This is a genomic window from Schumannella luteola (assembly GCF_013408685.1).
Taxonomy (GTDB): domain Bacteria; phylum Actinomycetota; class Actinomycetes; order Actinomycetales; family Microbacteriaceae; genus Schumannella; species Schumannella luteola.
The window spans coordinates 1-22,682 of the sequence record NZ_JACBZY010000001.1 but is presented as its reverse complement, the minus strand read 5'-3'; the positions used below and the strand labels follow the sequence as shown (position 1 = coordinate 22,682).

Here is a 22,682-nt window from a genome sequence, read left to right as displayed (position 1 = left end):
GCGCGGATCGAGACCACCGTCGTGCGCATCATCCCGCTGCCCCCGGGGCGTCCCGATCTGATCGACGAGTCGGCGCGCGTGCTCGCGGCCGCCTTCGAGCGGGATCCGGTCGTCGCGCGGATCGTCCCCAGCAGCAGCAGCAGCAGCAGCAGCGGCAGCCGCAACGCCGCCGATCGTCGTGAGCGGATCGCCGCCTTCTTCGCCTGGGGGATGCGCTCGGTCGATGAGTCGGGCATCGACCTGGCCGTCGAGGGCGACCTCGACAGCGACACCATCGACAGCGAAATCGTCGGCGGGGCCGCGATCGGCCGCGTCCTCGGCGTCACGCTCTGGGAGGGGCCGGAGCATCGACCGCGTCCGCTCGGGGCCCTGCACGGGCTCCTCGCGGCCTGGCGGGCGATCGGCTTCCGCGGGCTGCGCGAGGACCGCGCCTACGAGGAGGCGAGCGCTCCACATCGCCCGACCGAGCCGCACTGGTATCTCGTCGACGTGGGGGTGCATCCGGATGCGGCCGGCCGCGGAATCGGCGCCGCGCTGCTCGCGCACGGCCTCGCCCGCGCCGACGCGGCGGGGCTGCCCGCCGCGCTCACGTCGACCTCGGCCGGAAGCCGCCGCCTCTATGAGCTGCAGGGCTTCGTCACGACGCACGAGACGACCACGGGCCCCTTCGCCGGTCTCACCTCGATGCGCCGCCCGCCCGCCGCGCGCTGATCGGGCCGCATTCGCCCGCCGCGCCCTGACCGTCGGGCGTCGGCACGCCACCGCCCTGCGCTAGCGTCGGAGCGTGCCGATCGACCTCACCGCAGCCGGGTTCCTCTTCGACATGGACGGCACGCTCGTCGACTCGCACGCGGTCGTCGAACGGCAGTGGGGTCGCCTCGCGGCCGACCACGGGCTCGACATCGACGAGATCCTCCGCGTCTCGCACGGCGTGCAGGCGATCGACACGATCCGCCGCTTCCTGCCAGACCTGAGTCCGGCCGAGCAGGCCGCCGTCGCCGATGACCTGGTCACGCGCGAGGAGGACGACATCGACGGCATCGTCGAGATCCCGGGCGCCGCCGCCTTCCTCGACGCGATCACCGCGGCCTTCGCCCCCGTCGCCCTGGTCACGAGCGCGCCCCGCAGCCTCGCGCTCGCGCGCCTCGCCGCGGCCGGCGTGAGCCGCCCGCGGGTCGTCGTCACCGCCGAGGACGTCGAGCGCGGCAAACCGAACCCCGACGCTTTCCTGCTGGCCGCCGAGCGACTCGGACTCGAGGCCACGAGCTGCGTCGCCTTCGAGGATGCGCCGGCCGGCATCGCCGCGGCCGTCGCCTCGGGTGCGCAGACGGTCGTGGTCGGCGGCGCCGAATCGGCCGAGACGCCGTCGCTCGACCGCATCACGGACTACCGCGGGCTCGTCGTCGACATCGCCGACGCCGGCGGCGCTCCCGTGTGGCGCATCACCGGAGCCTGATCGCGCTCGGGGTCCCGCGCCCGCGCTCCCGCTTCGGCTGACTGCCGCACCGCGCACTCGCCGTGCGCAGTCCGCGCACCCGAGCTGAGCGCGTCATCTCCGCGTCATCCAGCCCCCGGCATCCTCGGTTCACGGCAGGAGCATCCTGCCCCGACACCGGGAGATGACCGATGACACCGAAGACCCTCCGCCTCGGAGCGGCGGCGCTCGCCGCGGCGACCGCCGTCGCCGGCGTGGCCCTGGCGACCGTGAGCACGACGGCCGGCCCCGCGCCGGTCGCGCACGCCGCATCCACCACCAAGCTCTTCGTCGCGCCGACCGGCGCCGACACGAACGCCGGAACCGCGGCCGCGCCGCTGCGCACCCCGCAGAAGGCCGTCGACAAGCTCGGCGCCGCGGGCGGCACGGTCGAGCTGGCCGCCGGCACCTACGCGAAGCAGCGCATCGTGCTGAGCGGACGCAGCGGAGTGACCGTGCAGGCCGCGCCGGGCGCGAAGGTCGTGCTCGACGCGACCGGCCTGACCCCGGCCGCCGACACGACGGGCGTGGTCGATGTGCGCGACAGCTCCGACATCGTGATCCAGGGGCTGGATGTCACCGGCTTCCGCACGACGTCGCGCGGTCGCACGCCGGTGGGCATCTTCGTGGGCGGATCCGGCTCGAACATCACGGTCGCCGGCAACCACGTGCACCACCTCGGCAACGACAACCGCACGCAGGAGGCGGATGACGTGAACGCCCACGGCATCGCCGTCTACGGCACGAACGGCCAGAAGCCGATCACGAACCTGACGATCCGCGGCAACGAGGTCGACCATCTGGTGCTCGGCGCGAGCGAGTCGGTCGTCGTCAACGGCAACGTCGACGGCTGGACGATCGACCAGAACGACGTGCACGACAACAACAACATCGGCATCGACGCGATCGGCTACGAGAAGGTCGCGAAGAACCCGAGCTCGGCCGACGCCGACCGTGCGCGCAACGGCCGCATCACCGGCAACACCGTCACCCGCATCACCTCGGTCGGCAACCCGGCCTACGCTGGCGGCTGCGACTGCGCCGACGGCATCTACGTGGATGGCGGACGCGACATCGTGATCAGCGGCAACCGCGTCGACAGCGCCGAGATCGGCATCGAGGTCGCCTCGGAGCACAAGGGCGGCACGACGAACGGCATCCGCGTCGAGAGCAATACCGTCACCGGCAGCGCCTGGGTCGGCCTCGCGGTCGGCGGCTACTCGGCGACGAAGGGTGACGCCTACGACGTCACGGTGACCGGCAACACCTTCACCGGCAACAACCAGAACGACGACGGCTCGCCCGAGATCCTGCTGCAGAACATGGTTCACGACAGCCGCTTCACGGGCAACCGCATCACCGCGACCGGCGACAGCCCGGCGCTCGTCGGCCGCGTGAAGAACGCCGGCGGCGTCGCGAAGACCGCGAACGTCGTGTTCGACCGCAACGACTACGGCTCGCCCGTCGCCGCGACGCAGGTCGGCTTCAGCTGGAACGGCGCGGCCATCACCGGCTTCCCCACCTGGAAGACCCGCAGCGGGCAGGATGCGGCGAGCACCTACGCGGTGCGCTCCAACTGACCGAGATCCCGTGAGAGTACGCACTCTGCGCCCCGATACGCCGTCGGGAGTCCGCAGAGTGCGTACTCTCGCGGAGCCCGCCGCGGAGCCCGGCCCGCTGCGCGCGGATGCCATGATGAGCCGGTGCGGGTGCTGCTGCTGGAAGACGACGACGCCCTGCGCTCGAGCATCGCGAGCGTGCTGCGCTCGCGCGGCGATGCGGTCGACGAGGCCACGACCCTCGCTGAGGCCGACGAGCGGCTCTTCATCACCGACTACGACGTGGCCGTGCTCGACCGCACCGTGCCCGGCGGCGACTCGGCCGCGCTGGCCCGCCGCGCCCGCGCCGACGGCGTGACGACGCCCATCCTCTTCCTGACCGCGCTCGACGGGATCGAGCAGCGGGTCGCCGGGCTGGATGCGGGCGGCGACGACTATCTCGCCAAGCCCTTCGCGATGGCCGAGCTGCTGGCCCGGCTGCGTTCGCTCGGCCGCCGCAGCGCGAGCGTGCAGGCGCCGGTGCTGACGCTCGCCGACCTGGCCGTCGATCCCGCGCAGCTCACGGCGCAGCGCGGCGGACGAACGCTGACGCTCACGGCCAAGGAGCTCGCGATCCTCGTCTACCTGCTTCGGAACGCCGGCCGCGTCGTCTCGCGCACCGACCTGATCGAGCACTGCTGGGACGAGGACGCCGACCCGCGCTCGAACGTCGTCGACGTGCGGATGCGGCTGCTGCGGCAGAAGCTCGGCGAGCCCGCGCTCGTGCACACGGTGCGCGGGGCGGGATACGTGGCGCGCGAGCCGGATGCCGAGGATGCGCGGCCGGTCGTCGGCGGCGATCCGGGCACCGCGTGAGCGCCGCGTCCGCCTCCGGCCCCCGCGCCGCGCTTCAGCGCCTGAACCGCCGCCTCGCCGTGCTGTTCGCGGTGAGCGCGCTCGCCGGCGTCACGGCGTTCGCCGTGGTGCTCGTCGTCGTCGACACGCATGCCCGCGAGCGCGAGCTCGACAGCTTCCTGCAGGGCGAGGCCGGTCGGGCCGCGGGGCTCGTGTTCGGCACGAGCGCCGAGCCGGACACCAGCGCGCTGACCGACGACATGCTGTTCGACCGTCCCGATGGCGCGCGGCCGGCCCGGCTCGTCGTCTTCGCGCGCGGCGGCGATCCGCGCGAGGTGCTCGACTCCGACCCGGACCTCAGCTCAGACGACGATCCGACGGCCGGCGCCGCACGCCCGTCGACCGACGCCCTCATCCCGATCGCCCGCTTGTCGATGGACGACCCCGAGGAGAACGGCGTGCGCTCGACGCTCCCGCTCGGCGACGGAACCGTGCGCGCGATCGCGCTGCCCTGGTTCTCCGACGGCGACACCCGCGAGGTCGCCGGCGCCGTCGTCGCGGTCGCGCCCGCCGTCACCTGGACCAGCGGGCCGCTCCTCGTGCCGACCCTCGTGGGCGGCGGCGCACTGGTGATCTCGCTGGCGGTGGTCGGCGCGCTGATCACGCGGCGCAGCATCCGCCCGGCCGTGGATGCGGCGCAGCAGCGCGAGCGCTTCCTCGCGCTGGCGGCGCACGAGCTGCGCACTCCGCTGGCCCGGCTGCGCGCCGGGGCCGAGTCGCTCGACCGCGGCGACGGTCGTTCCTCGGCCGCGCCCGCGACCTCGCCCGCCGTGCGCGAGCTCGTCGCGATCGCCGACGGTGCGAGCCGCGTCATCGGCAACCTGCTGCTCGCGGCGCGCATCGATCAGTCGGAGGTGCCCGAGGTGCGCGAGCAGGTGCGCCTCGATCAGATCGCCGCCGATGCCGAGCACCTCGACCCGAACGTGATCGTCGACGTCGCCGAGCCGCTCACCGTGATCGGCGACCCCGACCTGCTGCGGCACCTCGTCGCCAACCTGGTCGAGAACGCGCGCCGGCACGGCACGGTGCCCGAGCGGGCCCCGCTGATCACGGTCGCGGCGTTCCGGCGCCCGACGGCGACGTGCGGCGACGGGGGTTCCGTCGGCGGCGCGGCCCCGAGCGTCGGCATGGCTTCGAGCGTCGGCCCGGATGCCGTCGTGCTTCAGGTGCGCGACCTCGGCCCCGGCTTCCCGCCGGGCCTCGACGTGACCCGCGAGTTCGTCACGAGCGGCAACGGCGGAACCGGTCTCGGCCTGTCGCTCGCCAGCTGGATCGCCCGCCGCCACGGCGCGACCCTCGCGATCGGCGCGAACGCCGTCGACGGCGTCGGCGGCCAGGTCGAGCTGGTGTTCCCGCCGGCTGCCGGGCCGGCCGCTGCCGACTAGCGAGCGCATAGCGCGCGGGCAGCCGAGCCGGCCCCGCACGGTGTCGGATCAGCAGCGCGCTCGCGTCGCATTGCGCCGCGATGGGACGTGTCGCCCGACGCTGTGCTCGTGATCGTGCTCGTGCTCGTGCTCGTGCTCGTGCTCGCCCTCGCGCTGCGCTCCCGCACCGCACCCGTGTCGCGCACAATCCGTCCCGCTCACACCCCGTTGATCCCGCCGCTGCGCGCGTGCTGCGCCAGGAACACCTGGTGCGCCGCGAACGCCGCCGCGCGCAGCGTGCGGTAGTAGCCGATGAGCTTGCGGTCGCCGCTCTGCTCGGCCCAGGTGACGGCGCGGTAGCCGACCTCGTCGCCGATGCGCAGCATCCGGATGATCGCGTAGTCGCGCACCTGCGACCGCATGACCCAGGTGCCGGGCTCGACCTCGTCGGCCGAGAGGATGGGGTGCCAGGCGGGGGAGTAGCCGGAGCGGGCGCGTGCCGCCGCATCCAGCCCGTCCTGCACGCTGCCGTTGAGAGCCACGGTGTTCCTCGGGTTCGGGCCCGCGCGGGTGCGCGGGGTCGGACAGGGGAGCGTCCGGCCACGCGTGATGCCTCGGATGCTACGCCCGCCCGACGACACCCGCGACCACCCGTTGCCCCGCTCCGTCCCGCCGCGGGAAGCTGGCCGCATGCCCGCGAAGCACACGACCGTCGACGGGTTCCGCGCCGCCCTCGAGCCGGACGACCGGGCTCGCTTCGAGGGGATGCGCGCGCTGCTCCTCGAGCTCGAGCCACGGCTGACCGAGACGATCAAGTGGAACGCGCCGAGCTTCGACCTCGACGGCCGCGACCGCCTGACCTTCAACGTGATGAACCGGCAGCGCGAGCTGCAGCTGCTGCTGCACCTCGGCGCGTCGCGCGCCGAGACCCGCGGCGGTGCGCCGATCGTCGACGACCCGGCCGGGCTGGTGCGCTGGCTCTCCGACATCCGCGGCGTGCTCGGGGTGCCCGACGCGGCCGCGCTCGCCGAGCGGCGCCGCGACTACGCCGATCTGATCACGCGCTGGATCGCGGTGCCGTAGGTCGGCCCGCCCCGACCTCCCGACTTCTGCCGGGCTCAGCCGAGTCCGACCGTCAGCCGTCTGGCCGCGCCGCGTCCCGCGCGCCGGATGTTCCCGCCCGCAGGGGCCTTGCATCTGCGCGAACAAGCGGCGGCGAGTGCCTTGTCGCCCGTCGCGGGCCGACGTTGACTCGCAGCAGCGCCGCGATCCGCGTCGTCCGCACGACCGGTCGCTGCGCCACCCGCATCGACACCGCACCACCTGACGCACCGCCGCGCCCGAAGGAGACCCGTCATGACCGACACCGCCACCTCACTGCTCGACGCCGTGACCGTCCCCGAGGCGGAGGGGCGCGCGATCCCGGATGCGGCGACGCGCGAGATCATCGGCTACGCCCCGAACCACACGGTCGACGACCTCGAGGCCGCGATCGTGCGCGCCCGCGTCGCCCAGCCGCCGTGGAACGCCCTCGGCCACGCCGAGCGAAGCCGTCTGCTGAACCTCGTCGCCGACGAGATCGAGGCGAACGCCGAAGAGCTCGCGCTCATCCTGTCGCGCGAGCAGGGCAAGCCGCTCGACGGACCGAACGCCCGCTTCGAAGTCGGCGCCTGCGCCGTCTGGACCCGCAACGCCGCCGACACCGTGCTCGAACCGGAGATCGTCTTCGAGGCAGGCGAGTCGCGCGCCGAGATCCACTACGACGCGCTCGGCGTCGTCGGTGCGATCGGCCCGTGGAACTGGCCGATGATGATCTCGGTCTGGCAGATCGCGCCGTCGCTGCGCATGGGCAACACGGTCATCGTGAAGCCCTCGGGCTTCACCCCGCTGTCGGTTCTCGCGCTGGTCGAGATCTTCAACCGGCACCTGCCGGCGGATGTGCTGACCGTGATCACGGGCGAGCGCGGCGTCGCGTCGCGGCTGGCCGCGCATCCTGACATCGACAAGATCATGTTCACCGGCTCGACCCCGACCGGCCGCAAGATCGTGGAGTCGTCGGCGAACAACCTCGCCCGCCTCACGCTCGAGCTCGGCGGCAACGACGCCGGGATCGTGCTGCCGGGCACGGATGTGAGAGCCCACGCCGAGAACCTGTTCTGGGGCGCGTTCATCAACGGCGGCCAGACCTGCGCGGCGCTCAAGCGCCTCTACGTGCACGACTCGGTGTACGAGGCGACGGTGGAGGCGCTCGGCGAGATCGCGCGCAGCATCCCCTTCGGCCGCGGCACCGACGCCGGCAACGTGATCGGGCCGCTGCAGAACGAGGGTCAGTTCGACATCGTCAAGCGGCTGGTGGATGAGGCGGCCGCGGCCGGCGGGCGCGTCGTCGCCGGCGGCGCCCCGGCTCCCGAGCACGGTCCGCTGTTCTTCCAGCCGACGATCGTCGCCGACGTCAGCGACGGCGTCGCGCTCGTCGACGAGGAGCAGTTCGGCCCGGCGCTGCCGATCATCCGCTTCAGCGATGTCGAGGATGCGATCCGCCGCGCCAACGACAGCGACGAGGGCCTCGGCGCCTCGGTCTGGTCGGACGACCGCGCCGCCGCCCTCGAGGTCGCGAAGCGGCTCGAGGCGGGCACGGTGTGGATCAACAGCCACGGCGGCCTCAACCCGCAGGTGCCCTTCGGCGGCACGAAGTCGTCGGGCTACGGCCAGGAGTTCGGCGTCGCCGGGCTCAAGGGCGTCGCGGCGCCGAAGGTCATCAGCTACTGACGCCGATCTCAGCTCGCGCGGCTGGGCGAAGGTGGTTCGCCCGGCCGCGCGGATGACGCCGCGCGGCGACGGAGTCCGACGGGCGACCGCGGATGACGCGACGCGGATTGTATGACAATCTTGCGGACGACGAGCAAGGAGGCTCCGTGACCCGCACCCCCGCATCCCCGCTGCGCGACCGCATCGCCCTCGTGACCGGCGCGACCGGAGGGATCGGCGCCGCGAGCGCCGCCGCTCTCGCCCGCGACGGCGCCCACGTCGTGCTCGCCGACCTCGACGTCGATGCGGGCGGCCGCCTCGTCGAGCAGCTCGGCGGTTCGGCGCGCGCGACCTTCCTGCGGGTCGACGTGACCGATCCGGGCTCGGTCGACGACGCCGTGGCCGAGATCGTGCGCCGCTTCGGCCGGCTCGACATCGCCCACAACAACGCCGGCGTGCAGTTCGCCGAGACCCTGCTCGCCGACACCCCTCTCGCGCAGTGGGACCGCATGATCGCCACGAACCTGTCGGGCGTCTTCTACTCGATGCGATCCGAGATCACGGCGATGCGCGCGTCGGGCGGCGGCAGCATCGTCAACACCGGCTCGGTGCTCAGCGTGCGGGCGATGAAGCTGCACGGGGCCTACACGGCGGCGAAGCACGGGGTGATCGGCCTCACCAAGTCGGCCGCGCTCGAGTACTCGGCCGACGGCATCCGGGTCAACGCGGTGCTGCCCGGGGTGATCGACACCCCGATGGTGGCCCACCTCGCCGCGACCCTGCCCGGTTATCTCGACGAGGTGACGTCGGGGCATCCGATCGGACGCATCGGCACGCCGAGCGAGATCGCGGAGGCCGTGGTGTGGCTCGCCTCGGATGCAGCGTCGTTCGTCACGGGCGCGTCGCTCGAGGCCGACGGCGGCTTCCTCGTCGCCTGAGCGGCGCTCGCGTCCACCGCGCCGCTGATACCGTGCGACCGTGACCTGGCCTCGTGCGTACTTCGCCGTCCAGGCACTGGCCGGCGCCCTCTGGTGGGTCGCGGTCTTCACGATCCCGTTCGTGCGCGAGGTGACGCTCGGCTCGCTCGACCCGGTCGCCGTCGCCGTGGCCGACATCCCGCTGTTCGTCGTCGCTTCGGCGCTCGCGGCCGGAGGTGTCCGCCTCGGCCGCCTGGGCCGGATCGCCGCCGTCATCGCGACCGCCTGGACGGCCGTCGTCGCCCTCGGCCTCGCTGTCTTCGCCACCGTCACGGCCGAGGCCGGCTGGGGCGTGCTGATCATGGCCGCCGCGACCGGCGGGTCGATCGTCGCGTTGACGGCGCTGCTGCTCGGCCGCATCCCGACGCGCTGGATCATCAGCGGACCCTTCGCGTTCCGCCCGCTGCGCCCCGACCTGCCCCTGGGCGTGACCGTCGCCCTGACGGTGGCGCAGATGGTCGTGTTCTGGGGCCTCTTCCTCATCGCCGGCCCGCTCGTGCTGCGAGCGCTCGAGCTGCGCTGGCAAGTGGATGCGACGCTGCCGCCGTCGGTCGCCCTCGGTGTCGCGGTGCTCGGCGCGGTCGTCTTCGTGCTCGCCTCGGCGCTCGGCATCTGGTCGGCGGCGACGATGGCGTTCCTCGGACGCGGCACCCCGCTGCCGACGGCGATGGCGTCCTCGCTCGTCGTCGCGGGGCCGTACCGTTTCGTGCGCAATCCGATGGCCGTCGCCGGCATCGCGCAGGGCGCCGCTGTCGGCCTCGCGCTCGGATCGTGGGTCGTCGTCGCCTACGCCGTCAGCGGCTCGCTGATCTGGAACTACGCGGTGCGCCCGCACGAGGAGGCCGACCTCGAATCGCGCTTCGGCGACGGCTTCCGCCGCTACCGTGCCGAGGTGCGCTGCTGGATCCCGCGGCTGCTCTGACCAGCCGAGCGCTCACTCCGTGTCGAGCACCTGCTCGGGCGCGGGGATGGGCGCGGCCGGCAGCTTGCGCACCTTCGCACGACGGCGGCGGCGCTCGGGGATCATCGAGCGCATCTCCTCGAGCTTGCCGAAGCAGAGCAGTCGGTCGCCGGCCTCGAGCGTGACGCGGTTGCGCGGGTTCGGGATGACCTGGGTCCCGCGGTGCAGGGTCAGCACCGTGATGTCGCGCTCCGACAGGCTCGACTCGCCGATCGTGCGCCCGACGAAGTCGCCGTGGTTGTGCACGAGCAGCTCGGCGACGCCGTAGCCGGTCGAGACGCTGAGGCGCTGACGCACGTCGATCTCGGGGAAGGCGACCTGGTTGGCGATGTAGTCGACGATCGCGCCGGCCACATCCAGCTGCGTCGCGGTCTCGATGCCCTGCAGGCCGGGCGAGGAGTTGACCTCCATGACCAGCGGGCCCTCTTCGCCTTCGAGCATGTCGACGCCGGCGACGCGCAGGCCCATGATCTGCGCCGAGCGCACGGCGGTCTGCTCGTACTCGGGTGAGAGCTCGACGCGCTCGACCGAGCCGCCGCGGTGCACGTTCGAACGGAACTCGTCGCCCTCGGCCCGGCGGCGCATCGCCGCGACGACCCGGTCGCCGACGACGAGCGCGCGGATGTCGCGGCCGCGGCTCTCGCTCACGAAGCGCTGGATGAGCACGTTCTGGTTGGTCGAGTGCAGCGTCTCGATGATCGCCTCGGCGACCTTCACCTCGGGGGCGAGGATGACGCCGATGCCCTGGGTGCCCTGCAGCAGCTTGATGACGACCGGGGCGCCGCCGACGCGCTCGATCGCCGGGCGCACATCCGCCCGGTTGCGCACGAAGGCGGTCGCCGGCATGCCGATGTTGTGGCGCGAGAGGATCTGCGTGGCCCGCAGCTTGTCGCGCGCGTTCGAGATGCCGTTGGCGGTGTTGGGCGTGTAGACGTCCATCTGCTCGAACTGGCGCACCACGGCGGTGCCGAAGTAGGTGATCGACGCCCCGATGCGCGGCAGGATCGCGTCGTAGTCGCTGAGCTGCCGGCCGCGGAACTGCAGGTCGGGCTCCTCGCCCGAGAGGTCGATCGCGAAGCGCAGCGTGTTGAGCACCTTCACCTCGTGGCCGCGCTGCTCGGCGGCGGCGCGCAGACGCTGGGTGGAGTAGGCGCGCGGGGCGCGCGACAGGATGGCGAGCTTCATCGACGAGACCGTTCGGTGGAGGGGCTGGTGCGTCGTGCTGCCGCCTTCGCGGCGAACACGGCTTCGTGCTGGGAGGATGGGACGGTGGGATCCCCTCATTCAAACACTGTCGCGGGCTGGCGCGAATGGGTGCAGCTGCCGGATGTCGGCGTCCCGTGGATCAAGGCGAAGCTCGACACCGGCGCGCAGACCTCCGCGATCCACGCCTACGACATCGAGCCCTTCGAGCGCGACGGCGCCGACTGGGTGCGCTTCACGATCCGTCCGTGGCAGCGGGCGACCGAGGGTGAGGTCGTGGTCGAGAGCCCGGTCGTCGACCGGCGTCGCGTGCGCAGCTCGTCGGGGCACGCGCAGGCGCGCTATGTGGTCGAGATGCGGCTGATCCTGGCCGGCCGCGAGGTGACGGTCGAGGTCACGCTGACGAACCGCGACCGGATGGGCTTCCGCATGCTGATCGGGCGCGAGGCGCTGCGCCAGGGCTTCCTGGTCGACTCGGACGCCTCGTATCTGGGCGGCAAGGCGCCCCGCGGGGCGCGTCGGCTCAATCGCGGCCTCGAGGGCTGATCTCCACCGTCAGTCGATCCGGGCCATAGCACGAGTTGACGGACTTGTCACCTGGTGTTCAGCCGCCCCCAAGCTGGGCGATACTGGCCTCGCGAGTCTCCAATCCGGGGCCCGCGAGACGGGAGAGTTCATGCCGTTCCGCACGAAGCCGCTGCTGGAGTCCTGGGTCGAGGAATTCGACGGGCTCGGCTACGGCGCGGACGAGCGCATCCGAGTGATCGAACAGGACGGCTCGGAGGGCGCCGACACGGGACTGATCACCGTGTCGCTCAACGACGCCTCGACGGTCATCTACCTGCAGCCGGTCGCGCCCGGCGATCCCCGGTGGGTCATCAACTTCGAGGGCCGCGACGATACGTTCGCGCTCACCCCTGCCGAGACCTCGCGTCTGTCTGCGGAGCTCGCGATGGTGTCGACGCTGTGCGCGTTCCTCGAGGCCAAATCGACGGCCTACATCCAGGCGCACACGGCCTAGGAGATCTCGACAGCGGTTGCGCGCTCCCGGCGCGGGTCGGGCCGTGATGCCCAGCCGTCGCGCACCGGTCAGCGGCCGAGGGCTCCGAGCAGCCGTTCCAGCAGATCCGTCGCGGCGGCGACATCGTGCGCGTCGCTGTCGACGATCGCCTGCTCCAGCTCCCGGTCGATCGCGGTCAGGGTGCTCCACGGCTCGACGTCGAGGTCGATGGATGCGGTCAGGTGCGTCGCGCGACGGTCGTTCTCGTCGGCTTCCCGGCTGACCACGCCGCGGCGCACGAGCCGGTCGGTGAGCGTGGTGACGCCGGCGGAGGTGATGCCGAGGTACTCGCGCAGCACGCCGGGCCGCACGCCGGGGTTCAGGGCGATGTACTCGAGCGCGCGGGCGTCCTGCTGACTGATCTGGAGCTTCTCGCGGGCTGCGGTCATCGCGGTCGCGCGCAGGTCGGCGTGGGCGTGCAGTGCACGGATGAGGCGCGAGGTCTCCGGGGGAGTCGGGGATGCGCCGGTATCGCTCACATTCCGATAGTAGGCCGGTGCGAGCTTCCCTCGGGCCGCATCCGGCTCACGTCCAGGACACGTGTCGGTCGTGCCCGGGTCGTCGGCCGATGCGCGGCGCCGACACGGCGCCGACACGGCACCGCCTCTGCACGCGATGCTGCGCTGCGCGAGGAGGCGGGGTCAGCGACCGCCTCCGCCTCCGCCGCCGAAGCCGCCGCCCGAGAATCCGCCACCCGACGACCCGCTGCTGAACCCGCCGCCTCCGCCCGAGCTCGACCACGAGGTCGACGGCTCCGGAGGAGTGGTCGCGAACTGGCTCGTGTTGTTCGCGATCTGGAACGCGCTGAGATTCCACAGCACGCCGGGTGAGACGAGGCCGTCGCCCGACTGCGGCGGGGTCGTGGCGTAGCGGTCGCCGAGCACCTTCGCCCAGCTGCCCTCGACGCCGAGGATCATCGCCCACGGGAGCAGCTCCTCATAGAGGCGCACGACCTGGGCGGGGTCGTTCGGGTCGACGCGGCGCCGTTCGGCGCCGGTGACGCTCTGCAGCACCTTGAGGCGCTCCTCCTCGGCCACGGTGAGGTAGAGCTTGAGCCCCTCGAGCTTCTCGTTGAGCAGACTTCCCTCGCGGGTGCGGCGCACCGGCGGCACCGAGAGGAAGAGCGTCACGATCGCGAGCAGCCCGCCGCCGATCGCGCCGAGGAAGACGGCGGGCGCGCGCACCGCGTTCACCCCGGCCCAGCCGAGCAGCAGCACGGCGGCGACGATCACGACGATGGCGATGATGCGCACCAGACGGCCGGCGCCGCCGCCGGTCACGCGTTTGCGCAGCCCGAACTCCGCGAGTCGGCTGCGGGCGCCGGATCCGAGGCCGGTGATCCGGTCGCCGATGCGCTGGTCGTCCCGGTCGAGCACGAAGCTGTGCCCCGCGGTCGGCGCCTGTCCGAGCAGGGCGGTCATCGCCCACCAGTCGTCCTGGTTCGTGATCGCCTCGGGCTTGACGACATCCACACGGTAGCGGCGCGACTCGGATTCCTCCGGCTGGTCGACGAGCCGGGTCGCGCCCGACACGGCGGTCTGCACGAGCAGCGCCGGCAGCCCCGTCCACGACCGCTCGGCGAAGGCCGCGGCGGGCAGGATGCCGAGGCCCTCCGGCGCCTCGTACTCGGCGATGACGATGCCGCGACCGGGCGCATCCTTCCAGCGCGTCGTGCGCACCACGATCACGGCGACGAGGCCGATCACGCCGAGGCCGAGCACGAACCACGGCACGAGCGTCGCCAGCGGCGAATCGTTGGGGCTGGCCGGAACCGTGAACGTGCCGTCGCGGAATCCGACCGAGAGGGTGATGTTCTGCCGGGCCGCGATCGGTCCGCCGCTCGCCGTGAAGCCGTCGTCGGTGCGCGTGGCCGAGCAGCGGTCGGTCGATCCCTGCGCGCCGATGTAGCAGGCCGCGTCGCCGGTGAGCTGCGCCTCGAGCGCGGAGTCGAGGTGCAGGTTCGCGGTCACGGTGCCGAAGCTCTGGTCCCAGCCGGTGCCGTTGACGTTCGGCGAGAACTCCTGCACCGAGCTCGTCGCCTGGTTGATCACGTTCTTCATCGTGTAGGTGATCACGTAGGTGGTGCGGCCGTGCACGTAGCTGTCGTCGCCGACCGCGATCTCGAGGAAGCCGTCGTTCGTGTCCGTCTCGAACGGCACCTGGTCGCCGGTCGCGGTGGTCACCGACTCGACCCGCGGGCTGAGCGGGATGCTGAAGCGGGTGTCGCGCAGTGGCAGCGCGCGGATGATGCCGCGATTCTGGTCGTAGTCGGGGAACAGTGCGACGAAGGTCTCGACGGCCTTCATCTGCGCTTGGCCGTCCTCGTCGCGGGTGACCGTGTAGTCGGCGGTCATCGACTCGAAGGTGAAGTCGGCGACGCCGGCCGGCAGGGCGGCGCGGGCGGCAGCGGCCGGAGCGAGAGTGGCCGGGGCGGCGGCTGGGGCGACAGCGGCGGGCGCCGCGGCCGACGCCGGCGATGCGGATGCGGGCGCCCCGCCGGGCAGGACGAGCCCGGCTCCCGCGAACGCGGCCACGGCGACGAGCAGACTGAGGATTCTCCGCTTCACACTCCGACCCTAACCAGCGCCGACGACGCCACGGGAGCGAGCCGCGCACGACGACCCGGATGGGCCGCGCCGCGCATCCGCTCTCCGCTAGCCTCGTCGGGTGTCTGCGACCGTCTCTCCCGTCATCCCTGTGAACGATGAGAGCTTCGACGGCGTCTGGGACGAGCTGGTCTGGCGCGGCCTCGTGCACGTGTCGACCGACGCCGAGGCGCTGAGAGAGCTCCTGCACGGCGAGCCGATCTCCTATTACTGCGGCTTCGACCCGACCGCGCCGAGCCTGCACCTGGGCAACCTCGTGCAGCTGCTCCTGCTGCGTCGGCTTCAGCTCGCGGGGCACACCCCCTTCGGTCTCGTCGGCGGATCCACCGGCCTCATCGGCGACCCGCGCCCGACGGCCGAGCGCACGCTCAACACCCGCGAGACGGTGTCCGAGTGGGTCACGCGGCTGCGCGGCCAGGTCGAGCGCTTCCTCTCCTTCGACGGCGAGAACGCGGCCCAGCTCGTCAACAACCTCGACTGGACGGCGCCGCTCAGCGCGATCGACTTCCTGCGCGAGATCGGCAAGCACTTCCGCGTCGGCACGATGCTGAAGAAGGATGCGGTGGCCACGCGACTGAACAGCGACGCCGGCATCAGCTACACCGAGTTCAGCTACCAGATCCTGCAGGGGCTCGACTACCTCGAGCTGTTCCGCTCGCGGAAGGTCGTGCTGCAGACCGGCGGCAGCGACCAGTGGGGCAACCTGACCTCGGGTGTCGACCTCATCCACCGCGTCGAGGGCGTCTCGGTGCACGCGATCGGCACGCCGTTGATCACGAACTCGGACGGCACCAAGTTCGGCAAGAGCGAGGGCAACGCCATCTGGCTCGACGCCGACATGTGCTCGCCCTACGCGATGTACCAGTTCTGGCTCAACACGGCCGATTCGGACGTCGTCGACCGGCTCAAGGTCTTCACCTTCCTTTCGCGCGCCGAGATCGAGGAGTACGCGCGTCTCGTCGCCGAGGAGCCCTTCCGCCGTGCCGCGCAGCTGCGCCTCGCGCACGAGGTCACGGCCTTCGTGCACGGTCCCGAGGCGGCCGCCGCCGCGATCGACGCGAGCCGGGCGCTGTTCGGCGACGGCGACCTGGGCGAGCTGGATGCGGCGACCCTCGCCGCGGCGGTCGCCGAGCTGCCGAGCGCGGATGCCGCATCCGGCGACACCGTGCTCTCGGCCCTCGTGTCGACCGGGCTGACCGCGAGCGCGAGCGATGCCCGCCGCGCGATCGCGCAGGGCGGCGTCTACCTCAACAACGCGAAGGTGGCGGATGCGGAGGCGACTTTCGAGGGCGCCGCGCTCGCCGGCGGCGTGGCGGTGCTGCGTCGCGGCAAGAAGACGCTGGCCGGGGTGCGCCTCGGCTGAGTCCGGGAGTGTGCTGAGCGATCCCGCGCGGGGTGGCGACTATTCTGACGACGCGATTCCCGACATCGCGGTGAGAAGGACTGTTCATGGCGGATGACGACGCCGCACGCGAGCGTGCCGAACTGGCGCGACGGCTCGCGGCTGCGCCCCCGCCGTCGCCCGACTCCTCCGACGACGAGGCGCGGGATCCGGCCGCTGGTTCGCCGGACCGGTCGCGTTCTCCGCAGTCGCCCGGCGGTTCCCCCGATCGCGAGCGTCTGAGCCCGCCGCCCTTCAGCGTCCCGCCGGGGCTGCAGTACCCGCGTCCCTCCGCACCGGAGCCGGCGACGCCCTCGGGCCGTCGCGCGGCCCCCGTGCCCGCCGACTCGACCCCGCCCGGAGCGGGCGCGCCGCCCGCCGACGAGGCGTCGCCGCAGCAGCCGCCCGTCGTCCCCGCATCCTCGCCGTGGCGGCCCGGCACCGCGCCGTCGTTCGACGCCCCGGCCGGAGACGCGGTCGCGGGCTCGACCACGGATGCCGGCGCCGCGCCCGTCTCGCCCGCCGCCGGAGCGGCCGCGCCGGCGTCGTCGAGTTCCGTCCCCGCGAGCCCGAGCGCTCCGGCGCCGTCGAGCGCTTCCGCTTCCTCGGATCCCGCTGATCGCGGCCCGCGCCGCGGCAGCTGGGTTCCGCCGACGCCGCCGTCCGACTCCGACGGAGCCGCCGGTCCGGCCCGGCCGGCAGAAGGCGCGTCGTCGGGCGCCGCCGCCGCGAGCGGCCCGGCCGAGGGCGCGAGTTCGTCGGCCTTCGCCCGCCCGCTGTTCGACAGCCCGGCGGATGCGACCGCAGCACCCGCGCCGAGTGCGTCGTCCGGCGCGCGTGCCGAGAGCGCGGGCGCTCCCGCCGCATCCGCGCCGACGCCTTCCGCGGCAGCGCCCGCGCAGCAGCCGAGTACGCCCGCGTCGGGCGCCGCGCAGCCCAGTAAGGCCCCGTCGAGCGCCGCGCAGCCCGGTACGGCCCCGTCGAGCTCGGCCCAGCAGAGCACGCCCGCGTCGAGCGCCGCGCAGCCGAGCACGCCCGCGTCGAGCTCCGCGCAGCCGAGCACGCCCGCGTCGAGTTCTGCGCAGCCCGGTACGGCCCCGTCGAGCTCGGCCGAGTCGAGCACGGCCCCGTGGAGTCCTGCGCAGCCCAGCGCGCCGGCGGCCCCCGCACCCTCGACGCCCGCGCAGCACGACGCGACGCCGCCCGCCGCGTCCGTGCCGGGTGCCGCGCGCTCGAGCGGCTCCGACCTGCATCCGAACGCGGCGGCCGGTCCGTCCTCTGCCGGGCAGCCCCGGCCCTCCGCCGGGCCGGCACACGACGACGGAGCAGCGCGCCCTGGCGACTCCGCGCCGACTGCCGCGTCGACGACGCCCTCCCCGAACCCGCCGGCCGACGCTCGCCCCGCCCCGGCGAGCGCGCCGTCGTCCACTGCTCCCACGCCTCCGCCCGCGTCCCACGAGCCCTTCGACACGATCGGCGACGACCTGCTCGCGTCGTTCAGCCGTTCGAGTCCGACCTCACCGGCGAGCCCTTCGGCGCCGGATGCGGCGCAGCACCGCGGCCCCGCCGAGCCGGATGCCCCCACGGCATCGCGAGCGGACGCCGATCAGAGCGACACCGCGACCCGCGCGATCTTCGTCCCGCCCACCTCGGCCCGTGCCGCCGGCCCGGCGGATGTCCTCGGCGGGCCTTCTGCTCGTCCGGTCGGCGACGCCGACCAGCCCGTGACGCCGGCGCCGTCGGCATCCGACCTCGCGCGATCCGGGCCTTCGCCTTCGGCCGATGCCGCCGGCCCGGCGGATGTCCTCGGCGGGCCTTCTGCTCGTCCGGTCGGCGACGCCGACCTGCCCGTGACGCCGGCGTCGTCGGCCTCCGACCTCGGGCGATCCGAGGCGCCGCCCGCCGCTGTCCCGGCCGATCCGCCGAGCGCGCGCGCCGTGCCGTCGACCCCGTCCTTCGACGAGTCGGAGACCTCCACGCGGGTCATCCCGCGAGTCCCGGGCGCTGAACCCGGCGCCGACGCCGCCGCGACGCCGCCGGCTCCCTCCTCCTCCGCCGACCCGCTCACCGCGCCGGACGCCGCTGCGCCGACGCGTGCTCCCGCCGCGGGCGCTGCCTCGAGCCCGGAGCCGCCCGCGTCCGGATCGACCTCGGGCGACCCCACGGGTGATGCCGGTCGGATCGCCTCCGACGCGGCTGACCGCGCCTCGACTCCGGCTTCGCCGGAAGCGGCTCCGCCGCCGGCGCCCGGCACTGCTGAGCGGCTCGCGGCATCCGCCGCTCCGACGTCCGGATCGGCGCCCACCCCCGCTGACGCCGGTGACCGGAGTCGACCGGATTCGAGCGCGGCGAGCGGCCGTCCGGTCGGCCCCGTCCTTCCGCCCGAGAACGTCGAGACCCGCGTCATCTCGCTGCCGCCGACCGCTCCGGTCTCGCAGCCCGAGCCGACCCCGTCGGCTGAGCGACCTGGCTCATTCCCGACCTCGCCCGGCCAGTCGACCGCGACGAGCTCCCCCGCCGACCCGGTCGGCGACGTCAGCGCCACGGACCGCGGTGCCGACGAGGGCGTGGCGCCCGCCGCCCCGGAGACGCCGGGATCACGCCTCCGCGCCGCCTCCGAGAGCGCGACCGCTGCCGACTCCACGTCAGGCCCGCACGGGAGCGGTGCTTCGGCCGTGACCCCGTCGGAGCCGGTCTCGTCGGCGAGTCCGCCCGGCGAGACCTCCGCCCCGGCGGCGCGCCCCGACGGCACCCCTCGATCCGCCGACTCCGCCACGGCTCCTGCCGCCGGCACAGCGCCGACGCTGTCGCCCCGCTCTGACGCGGCTCCGAGCTCCTCGACCCCGGCGACGAACACCACGGGCGTCGACCCCGAGTCCGACATCGTTCGCGCGCGACCGGGCACCGACTCCCGTGTCGCCCTCGACTCCGCCCTCCCGCCGTCGGGTGCCGCCACCGAGACCGGCGCGGCCGACGCGACTCTCGGCGCCGACCCGACTCGCAGCGCCGACGCCGCACCGCCGCCGCTGCGCGAGCCCGAGCCGAGTGACAACGGCATCCGGTCGTGGTTCCTGCCGAGCGACCGGACCACGGCGGGATCGCCGTCCGCACCGATCGGCGCGAGTTCGCCCGTCGCCCCCGTCGCTGACACGGCACCGCCGGTGCGGCCCGTGTCGGCGGTGCCGCCGACGGCGCGGCCGGCCTCTGAGCCGCCGGTGTCGCCCGATGTCTTCTCCGCATCGGGGGAGCCGACCGAGGCTCCGTCGACGGCGCCGGGAATCGCCTTCACCGCGCGGCGTCCGGAGGGTGTCGATCGCAGCGAGCCCGAGGCTCCGGCGGTCGGCGAGCCGACGGATGCGGTCGAGGTGCTCTTCGGCGAGCTCGACATCGACCCGGTGACCGGATCGGTCACGATCCCCGACACCGAAGACGCACCCGGTGCTTCCGGCGACGAGGACGACCGCGGCGGGGAACCCTCCGCTGCGCCGGCCCGCGCGGGCGTCGGCGGTCTGCTGCGACGGCTCACCGGCCGCGATGCGGCGAACAGGACGGACGAGGATCCGGAGCCGGATGTCCACCAGGGCGACCTCGCCGAGACCGATGCGTCCGATGCTGCCGCAGGCCTCGGCGATGAAGCGGCGCCGGCGACGCGGGTGCTCGATCTCGACGACGTGGCCGACTTCGATCCCGCCCCCGAGCTCGGGCGCGAACCGGATCCGTCCGTCACAGCACAGTTCGAGGCGCTCGACTCGAGTGAGGCCGACGACGACAGCACCGGGATCGACGACGCCCTCGGTCCCGTGCACACCACCGTGATCCCGGTGGCGCCGGAGGCTCTGGCGCCGACCTCGGCTCCGGAAGCCATCGCGGGGAACGCGGTGCCGACGGCGCCCGCAGTTGCCGCGCCGCGATCGGCCGAGCCGACATCGGCCGCGATCGACCGAGATCGTCCGCGCACCGCCGACCGCACCTCGCTGCCGGTCGTCGCCGCCGACGGCACCCCGCGATTCACTCTCGCCCCGTCTGGCGAGCCCGATCCCGGTCGCAGCACGCTGCTCGAGCGGATCGCCTTCGGCGCTGCGTTCGTCGTCGCGCCGATCGGACTCGTCGCGAACATCGTGCTGGGCGTGCTCAGCACGCGCCGACGTGGATGGACGCACCGGCTCACGAGCGCGGGCGTGGCCGTCGGCGTCGTGATGACGATCGTGGGCGGTGGGCTGCTCGCGTTCGGCAACGGGCTCGCGCAGGACGCGATCGACCAGCGCGCGACCCGAGCGGAATCCGGAGCGATGTGTCACCTCATCGCGACCGAGCCCGTCGGGGCCGAGCAGACCGACTTCGGCTGGCCGGCCGCGCAGTCGTCGATCCCCGATTCCGTCGCGGCCGCCCAGGCGTTCGTCGACCGGTGGGATGCAGTGGCTGCGGTCGCGCCGTCCGGCATCCGCGCCGAGGTCACCCAGATCGCCGGTCTCGGTCGTGAGCTGCTGGCGCAGATCCAGGAGAGCCAAACCGCCGATGATGCCGGCGCTCAGCAACGGCTCTCGGCCCTGCGCGACCAGTCGGGCGTTCCGACCTGGATCGCCGACAACTGCTCGTGACGGCAGCCGATCGCCGGAATCCCTGGCGACACGCCCGGGATGCCCCGCCGATTCGCCCGGCGCTCGCGGCGTACGTAAAGTAATCCCTCGTCAGCCCAAAGGAGCGGGACACGGAGAGCGGCTCAGCCGCCCGGATCCTGGCCTCAAGCGCGACAAGCTTCATCGAGAAGCGCCGGCACGATCTCGAACTTGCGAGATCAGCGCAGAGCGGTCTACGATGAGGACTCCCACTCGGACGAGTCGCTGATCTGATCAGCGCGCAGGGTCATCCAGGGTCTTTACCTCTGGTGATCGACTGCCCACACGAGCGGGAATGGTTTGGAGCATAAGCCTTGAACTGAACTCGAAAGAGGGATGTTCTCGTGCGTCCGATCCTTGAGAACTCAACAGCGTGCACTATGTCAAATGCCAAATAACCTCGGCTCCGCGATTTCGGTCGTGGGGTGAGAGATTCCTTTGGATTGACGGATTGTCAGTATGATGATCCTTTCAGTCAGATCAAACTCGTCTGGTTGTCGCGTTTTCCCGCGATGATCGGGCAAAAGATTTGTCAGTCGATTTCGGTCGGCTGGCTGTCATTCATTTACGGAGAGTTTGATCCTGGCTCAGGATGAACGCTGGCGGCGTGCTTAACACATGCAAGTCGAACGGTGAAGGAGGAGCTTGCTCTTCTGGATCAGTGGCGAACGGGTGAGTAACACGTGAGTAACCTGCCCTTGACTCTGGGATAAGCGTTGGAAACGACGTCTAATACCGGATACGAGCTTCAGCCGCATGGCTAGGAGTTGGAAAGAATTTTGGTCAAGGATGGACTCGCGGCCTATCAGGTTGTTGGTGAGGTAACGGCTCACCAAGCCTACGACGGGTAGCCGGCCTGAGAGGGTGACCGGCCACACTGGGACTGAGACACGGCCCAGACTCCTACGGGAGGCAGCAGTGGGGAATATTGCACAATGGGCGAAAGCCTGATGCAGCAACGCCGCGTGAGGGACGACGGCCTTCGGGTTGTAAACCTCTTTTAGCAGGGAAGAAGCGAAAGTGACGGTACCTGCAGAAAAAGCACCGGCTAACTACGTGCCAGCAGCCGCGGTAATACGTAGGGTGCAAGCGTTATCCGGAATTATTGGGCGTAAAGAGCTCGTAGGCGGTTGGTCGCGTCTGCTGTGAAATCCCGAGGCTCAACCTCGGGTCTGCAGTGGGTACGGGCCAGCTAGAGTGCGGTAGGGGAGAATGGAATTCCTGGTGTAGCGGTGGAATGCGCAGATATCAGGAGGAACACCGATGGCGAAGGCAGTTCTCTGGGCCGTTACTGACGCTGAGGAGCGAAAGCGTGGGGAGCGAACAGGATTAGATACCCTGGTAGTCCACGCCGTAAACGTTGGGCGCTAGATGTGGGGACCATTCCACGGTTTCCGTGTCGCAGCTAACGCATTAAGCGCCCCGCCTGGGGAGTACGGCCGCAAGGCTAAAACTCAAAGGAATTGACGGGGGCCCGCACAAGCGGCGGAGCATGCGGATTAATTCGATGCAACGCGAAGAACCTTACCAAGGCTTGACATATACGAGAAAGGGCTAGAAATAGTCAACTCTTTGGACACTCGTATACAGGTGGTGCATGGTTGTCGTCAGCTCGTGTCGTGAGATGTTGGGTTAAGTCCCGCAACGAGCGCAACCCTCGTTCTATGTTGCCAGCACGTTATGGTGGGAACTCATAGGAGACTGCCGGGGTCAACTCGGAGGAAGGTGGGGATGACGTCAAATCATCATGCCCCTTATGTCTTGGGCTTCACGCATGCTACAATGGCCGGTACAAAGGGCTGCAATACCGTAAGGTGGAGCGAATCCCAAAAAGCCGGT

The 22,682-nt window shown here is 72.0% G+C and carries 17 protein-coding genes and 1 rRNA gene; 14 read left to right on the top strand and 4 right to left on the bottom strand.

What is annotated here, in order from left to right; all coding sequences use genetic code 11:
• Positions 1-21 precede the first annotated feature (21 nt).
• From BJ979_RS00090 to BJ979_RS00070, 5 genes are all read left to right on the top strand, one after another.
• The gene (locus tag BJ979_RS00090) at positions 22-711 is read left to right on the top strand and encodes a GNAT family N-acetyltransferase (protein WP_343046521.1); all 690 of its coding nucleotides are present in this window, start codon (positions 22-24) and stop codon (positions 709-711) included.
• Positions 712-784: 73 nt separating this feature from the next.
• Entirely contained in the window at positions 785-1,456 is a 672-nt protein-coding gene (locus BJ979_RS00085) for an HAD-IA family hydrolase (RefSeq protein ID WP_343046520.1), read from the top strand.
• A gap of 170 nt (positions 1,457-1,626) precedes the next feature.
• Positions 1,627-3,054: a right-handed parallel beta-helix repeat-containing protein gene (locus tag BJ979_RS00080; RefSeq protein ID WP_179564001.1), complete on the top strand. Its 1,428-nt coding sequence runs from the start codon at positions 1,627-1,629 to the stop codon at positions 3,052-3,054.
• Between the two features lie 123 nt (positions 3,055-3,177).
• Complete coding sequence (locus tag BJ979_RS00075) at positions 3,178-3,888, top strand: response regulator transcription factor (RefSeq protein WP_343046519.1); 711 nt, start codon at positions 3,178-3,180, stop codon at positions 3,886-3,888.
• Positions 3,885-5,312, top strand: a complete 1,428-nt coding sequence (locus BJ979_RS00070) for a sensor histidine kinase (protein ID WP_179563999.1) — start codon at positions 3,885-3,887, stop codon at positions 5,310-5,312. The genes BJ979_RS00075 and BJ979_RS00070 overlap by 4 nt, the downstream gene beginning before the upstream one ends.
• 197 nt (positions 5,313-5,509) lie before the next feature.
• On the opposite strand, the gene BJ979_RS00065 is transcribed toward BJ979_RS00070, so the two are convergent.
• A complete protein-coding gene (locus BJ979_RS00065; RefSeq protein WP_179563997.1) occupies positions 5,510-5,833 on the bottom strand; it encodes a hypothetical protein in 324 nt (107 codons plus the stop codon).
• A gap of 148 nt (positions 5,834-5,981) precedes the next feature.
• Here BJ979_RS00065 and BJ979_RS00060 point away from each other — a divergent pair, with 148 nt between their 5' ends.
• The 4 genes from BJ979_RS00060 (at position 5,982) to BJ979_RS00045 (ending at position 9,938) form a co-directional block, all read left to right on the top strand.
• Positions 5,982-6,374 carry a DUF1801 domain-containing protein gene (locus BJ979_RS00060; protein ID WP_179563994.1) on the top strand — a complete coding sequence of 131 codons (393 nt, stop codon included), beginning with the start codon at positions 5,982-5,984 and terminating at the stop codon, positions 6,372-6,374.
• Between the two features lie 273 nt (positions 6,375-6,647).
• Positions 6,648-8,060: an aldehyde dehydrogenase family protein gene (locus BJ979_RS00055; protein WP_179563992.1), complete on the top strand. Its 1,413-nt coding sequence runs from the start codon at positions 6,648-6,650 to the stop codon at positions 8,058-8,060.
• Positions 8,061-8,206: 146 nt separating this feature from the next.
• Positions 8,207-8,977 carry an SDR family NAD(P)-dependent oxidoreductase gene (locus BJ979_RS00050; RefSeq protein ID WP_343046518.1) on the top strand — a complete coding sequence of 257 codons (771 nt, stop codon included), beginning with the start codon at positions 8,207-8,209 and terminating at the stop codon, positions 8,975-8,977.
• Between the two features lie 40 nt (positions 8,978-9,017).
• Positions 9,018-9,938, top strand: coding sequence for a methyltransferase family protein (locus BJ979_RS00045; protein WP_179563988.1), 921 nt, complete (start codon positions 9,018-9,020; stop codon positions 9,936-9,938).
• A 12-nt stretch (positions 9,939-9,950) separates the two neighbouring features.
• Here BJ979_RS00045 and BJ979_RS00040 read toward each other — a convergent pair whose 3' ends face one another.
• Entirely contained in the window at positions 9,951-11,162 is a 1,212-nt protein-coding gene (locus tag BJ979_RS00040) for a RimK family alpha-L-glutamate ligase (RefSeq protein ID WP_179563986.1), read from the bottom strand.
• 84 nt (positions 11,163-11,246) lie between these two features.
• On the opposite strand from BJ979_RS00040, the gene BJ979_RS00035 reads away from it, so the two are divergent.
• Positions 11,247-11,726: an ATP-dependent zinc protease family protein gene (locus tag BJ979_RS00035; RefSeq protein ID WP_179563984.1), complete on the top strand. Its 480-nt coding sequence runs from the start codon at positions 11,247-11,249 to the stop codon at positions 11,724-11,726.
• 130 nt (positions 11,727-11,856) lie between these two features.
• Entirely contained in the window at positions 11,857-12,201 is a 345-nt protein-coding gene (locus BJ979_RS00030; protein ID WP_179563982.1) for a hypothetical protein, read from the top strand.
• A gap of 68 nt (positions 12,202-12,269) precedes the next feature.
• Here the strand turns inward: BJ979_RS00030 and BJ979_RS00025 are convergent, their stop codons facing one another.
• A complete protein-coding gene (locus BJ979_RS00025) occupies positions 12,270-12,719 on the bottom strand; it encodes a MarR family winged helix-turn-helix transcriptional regulator (protein ID WP_343046517.1) in 450 nt (149 codons plus the stop codon).
• 162 nt (positions 12,720-12,881) lie between these two features.
• Positions 12,882-14,807 (bottom strand): DUF2207 family protein, encoded by a 1,926-nt coding sequence (locus BJ979_RS00020; protein ID WP_179563980.1) that lies wholly within the window; start codon positions 14,805-14,807, stop codon positions 12,882-12,884.
• A gap of 100 nt (positions 14,808-14,907) precedes the next feature.
• Between BJ979_RS00020 and tyrS the strand changes: the two genes are divergently transcribed.
• The 3 genes from tyrS to BJ979_RS00005 all read left to right on the top strand — a co-directional run.
• A complete protein-coding gene (gene tyrS, locus BJ979_RS00015; RefSeq protein ID WP_179563978.1) occupies positions 14,908-16,209 on the top strand; it encodes a tyrosine--tRNA ligase in 1,302 nt (433 codons plus the stop codon).
• An 86-nt stretch (positions 16,210-16,295) separates the two neighbouring features.
• Positions 16,296-20,825, top strand: a complete 4,530-nt coding sequence (locus BJ979_RS00010; RefSeq protein ID WP_179563976.1) for a hypothetical protein — start codon at positions 16,296-16,298, stop codon at positions 20,823-20,825.
• Between the two features lie 582 nt (positions 20,826-21,407).
• Positions 21,408-22,682, top strand: a 16S ribosomal RNA gene (locus BJ979_RS00005); the annotation flags it as partial.

Excerpts from the sequence above, each read along its gene's own strand:
- BJ979_RS00010 (WP_179563976.1), top strand. The coding sequence starts at position 16,296 with ATGGCGGATGACGACGCCGCACGCGAGCGTGCCGAACTGGCGCGACGG.
- BJ979_RS00055 (WP_179563992.1), top strand. The coding sequence starts at position 6,648 with ATGACCGACACCGCCACCTCACTGCTCGACGCCGTGACCGTCCCCGAG.
- BJ979_RS00080 (WP_179564001.1), top strand. The coding sequence starts at position 1,627 with ATGACACCGAAGACCCTCCGCCTCGGAGCGGCGGCGCTCGCCGCGGCG.
- BJ979_RS00060 (WP_179563994.1), top strand. The coding sequence starts at position 5,982 with ATGCCCGCGAAGCACACGACCGTCGACGGGTTCCGCGCCGCCCTCGAG.
- BJ979_RS00040 (WP_179563986.1), bottom strand. The coding sequence starts at position 11,162 with ATGAAGCTCGCCATCCTGTCGCGCGCCCCGCGCGCCTACTCCACCCAG.
- BJ979_RS00030 (WP_179563982.1), top strand. The coding sequence starts at position 11,857 with ATGCCGTTCCGCACGAAGCCGCTGCTGGAGTCCTGGGTCGAGGAATTC.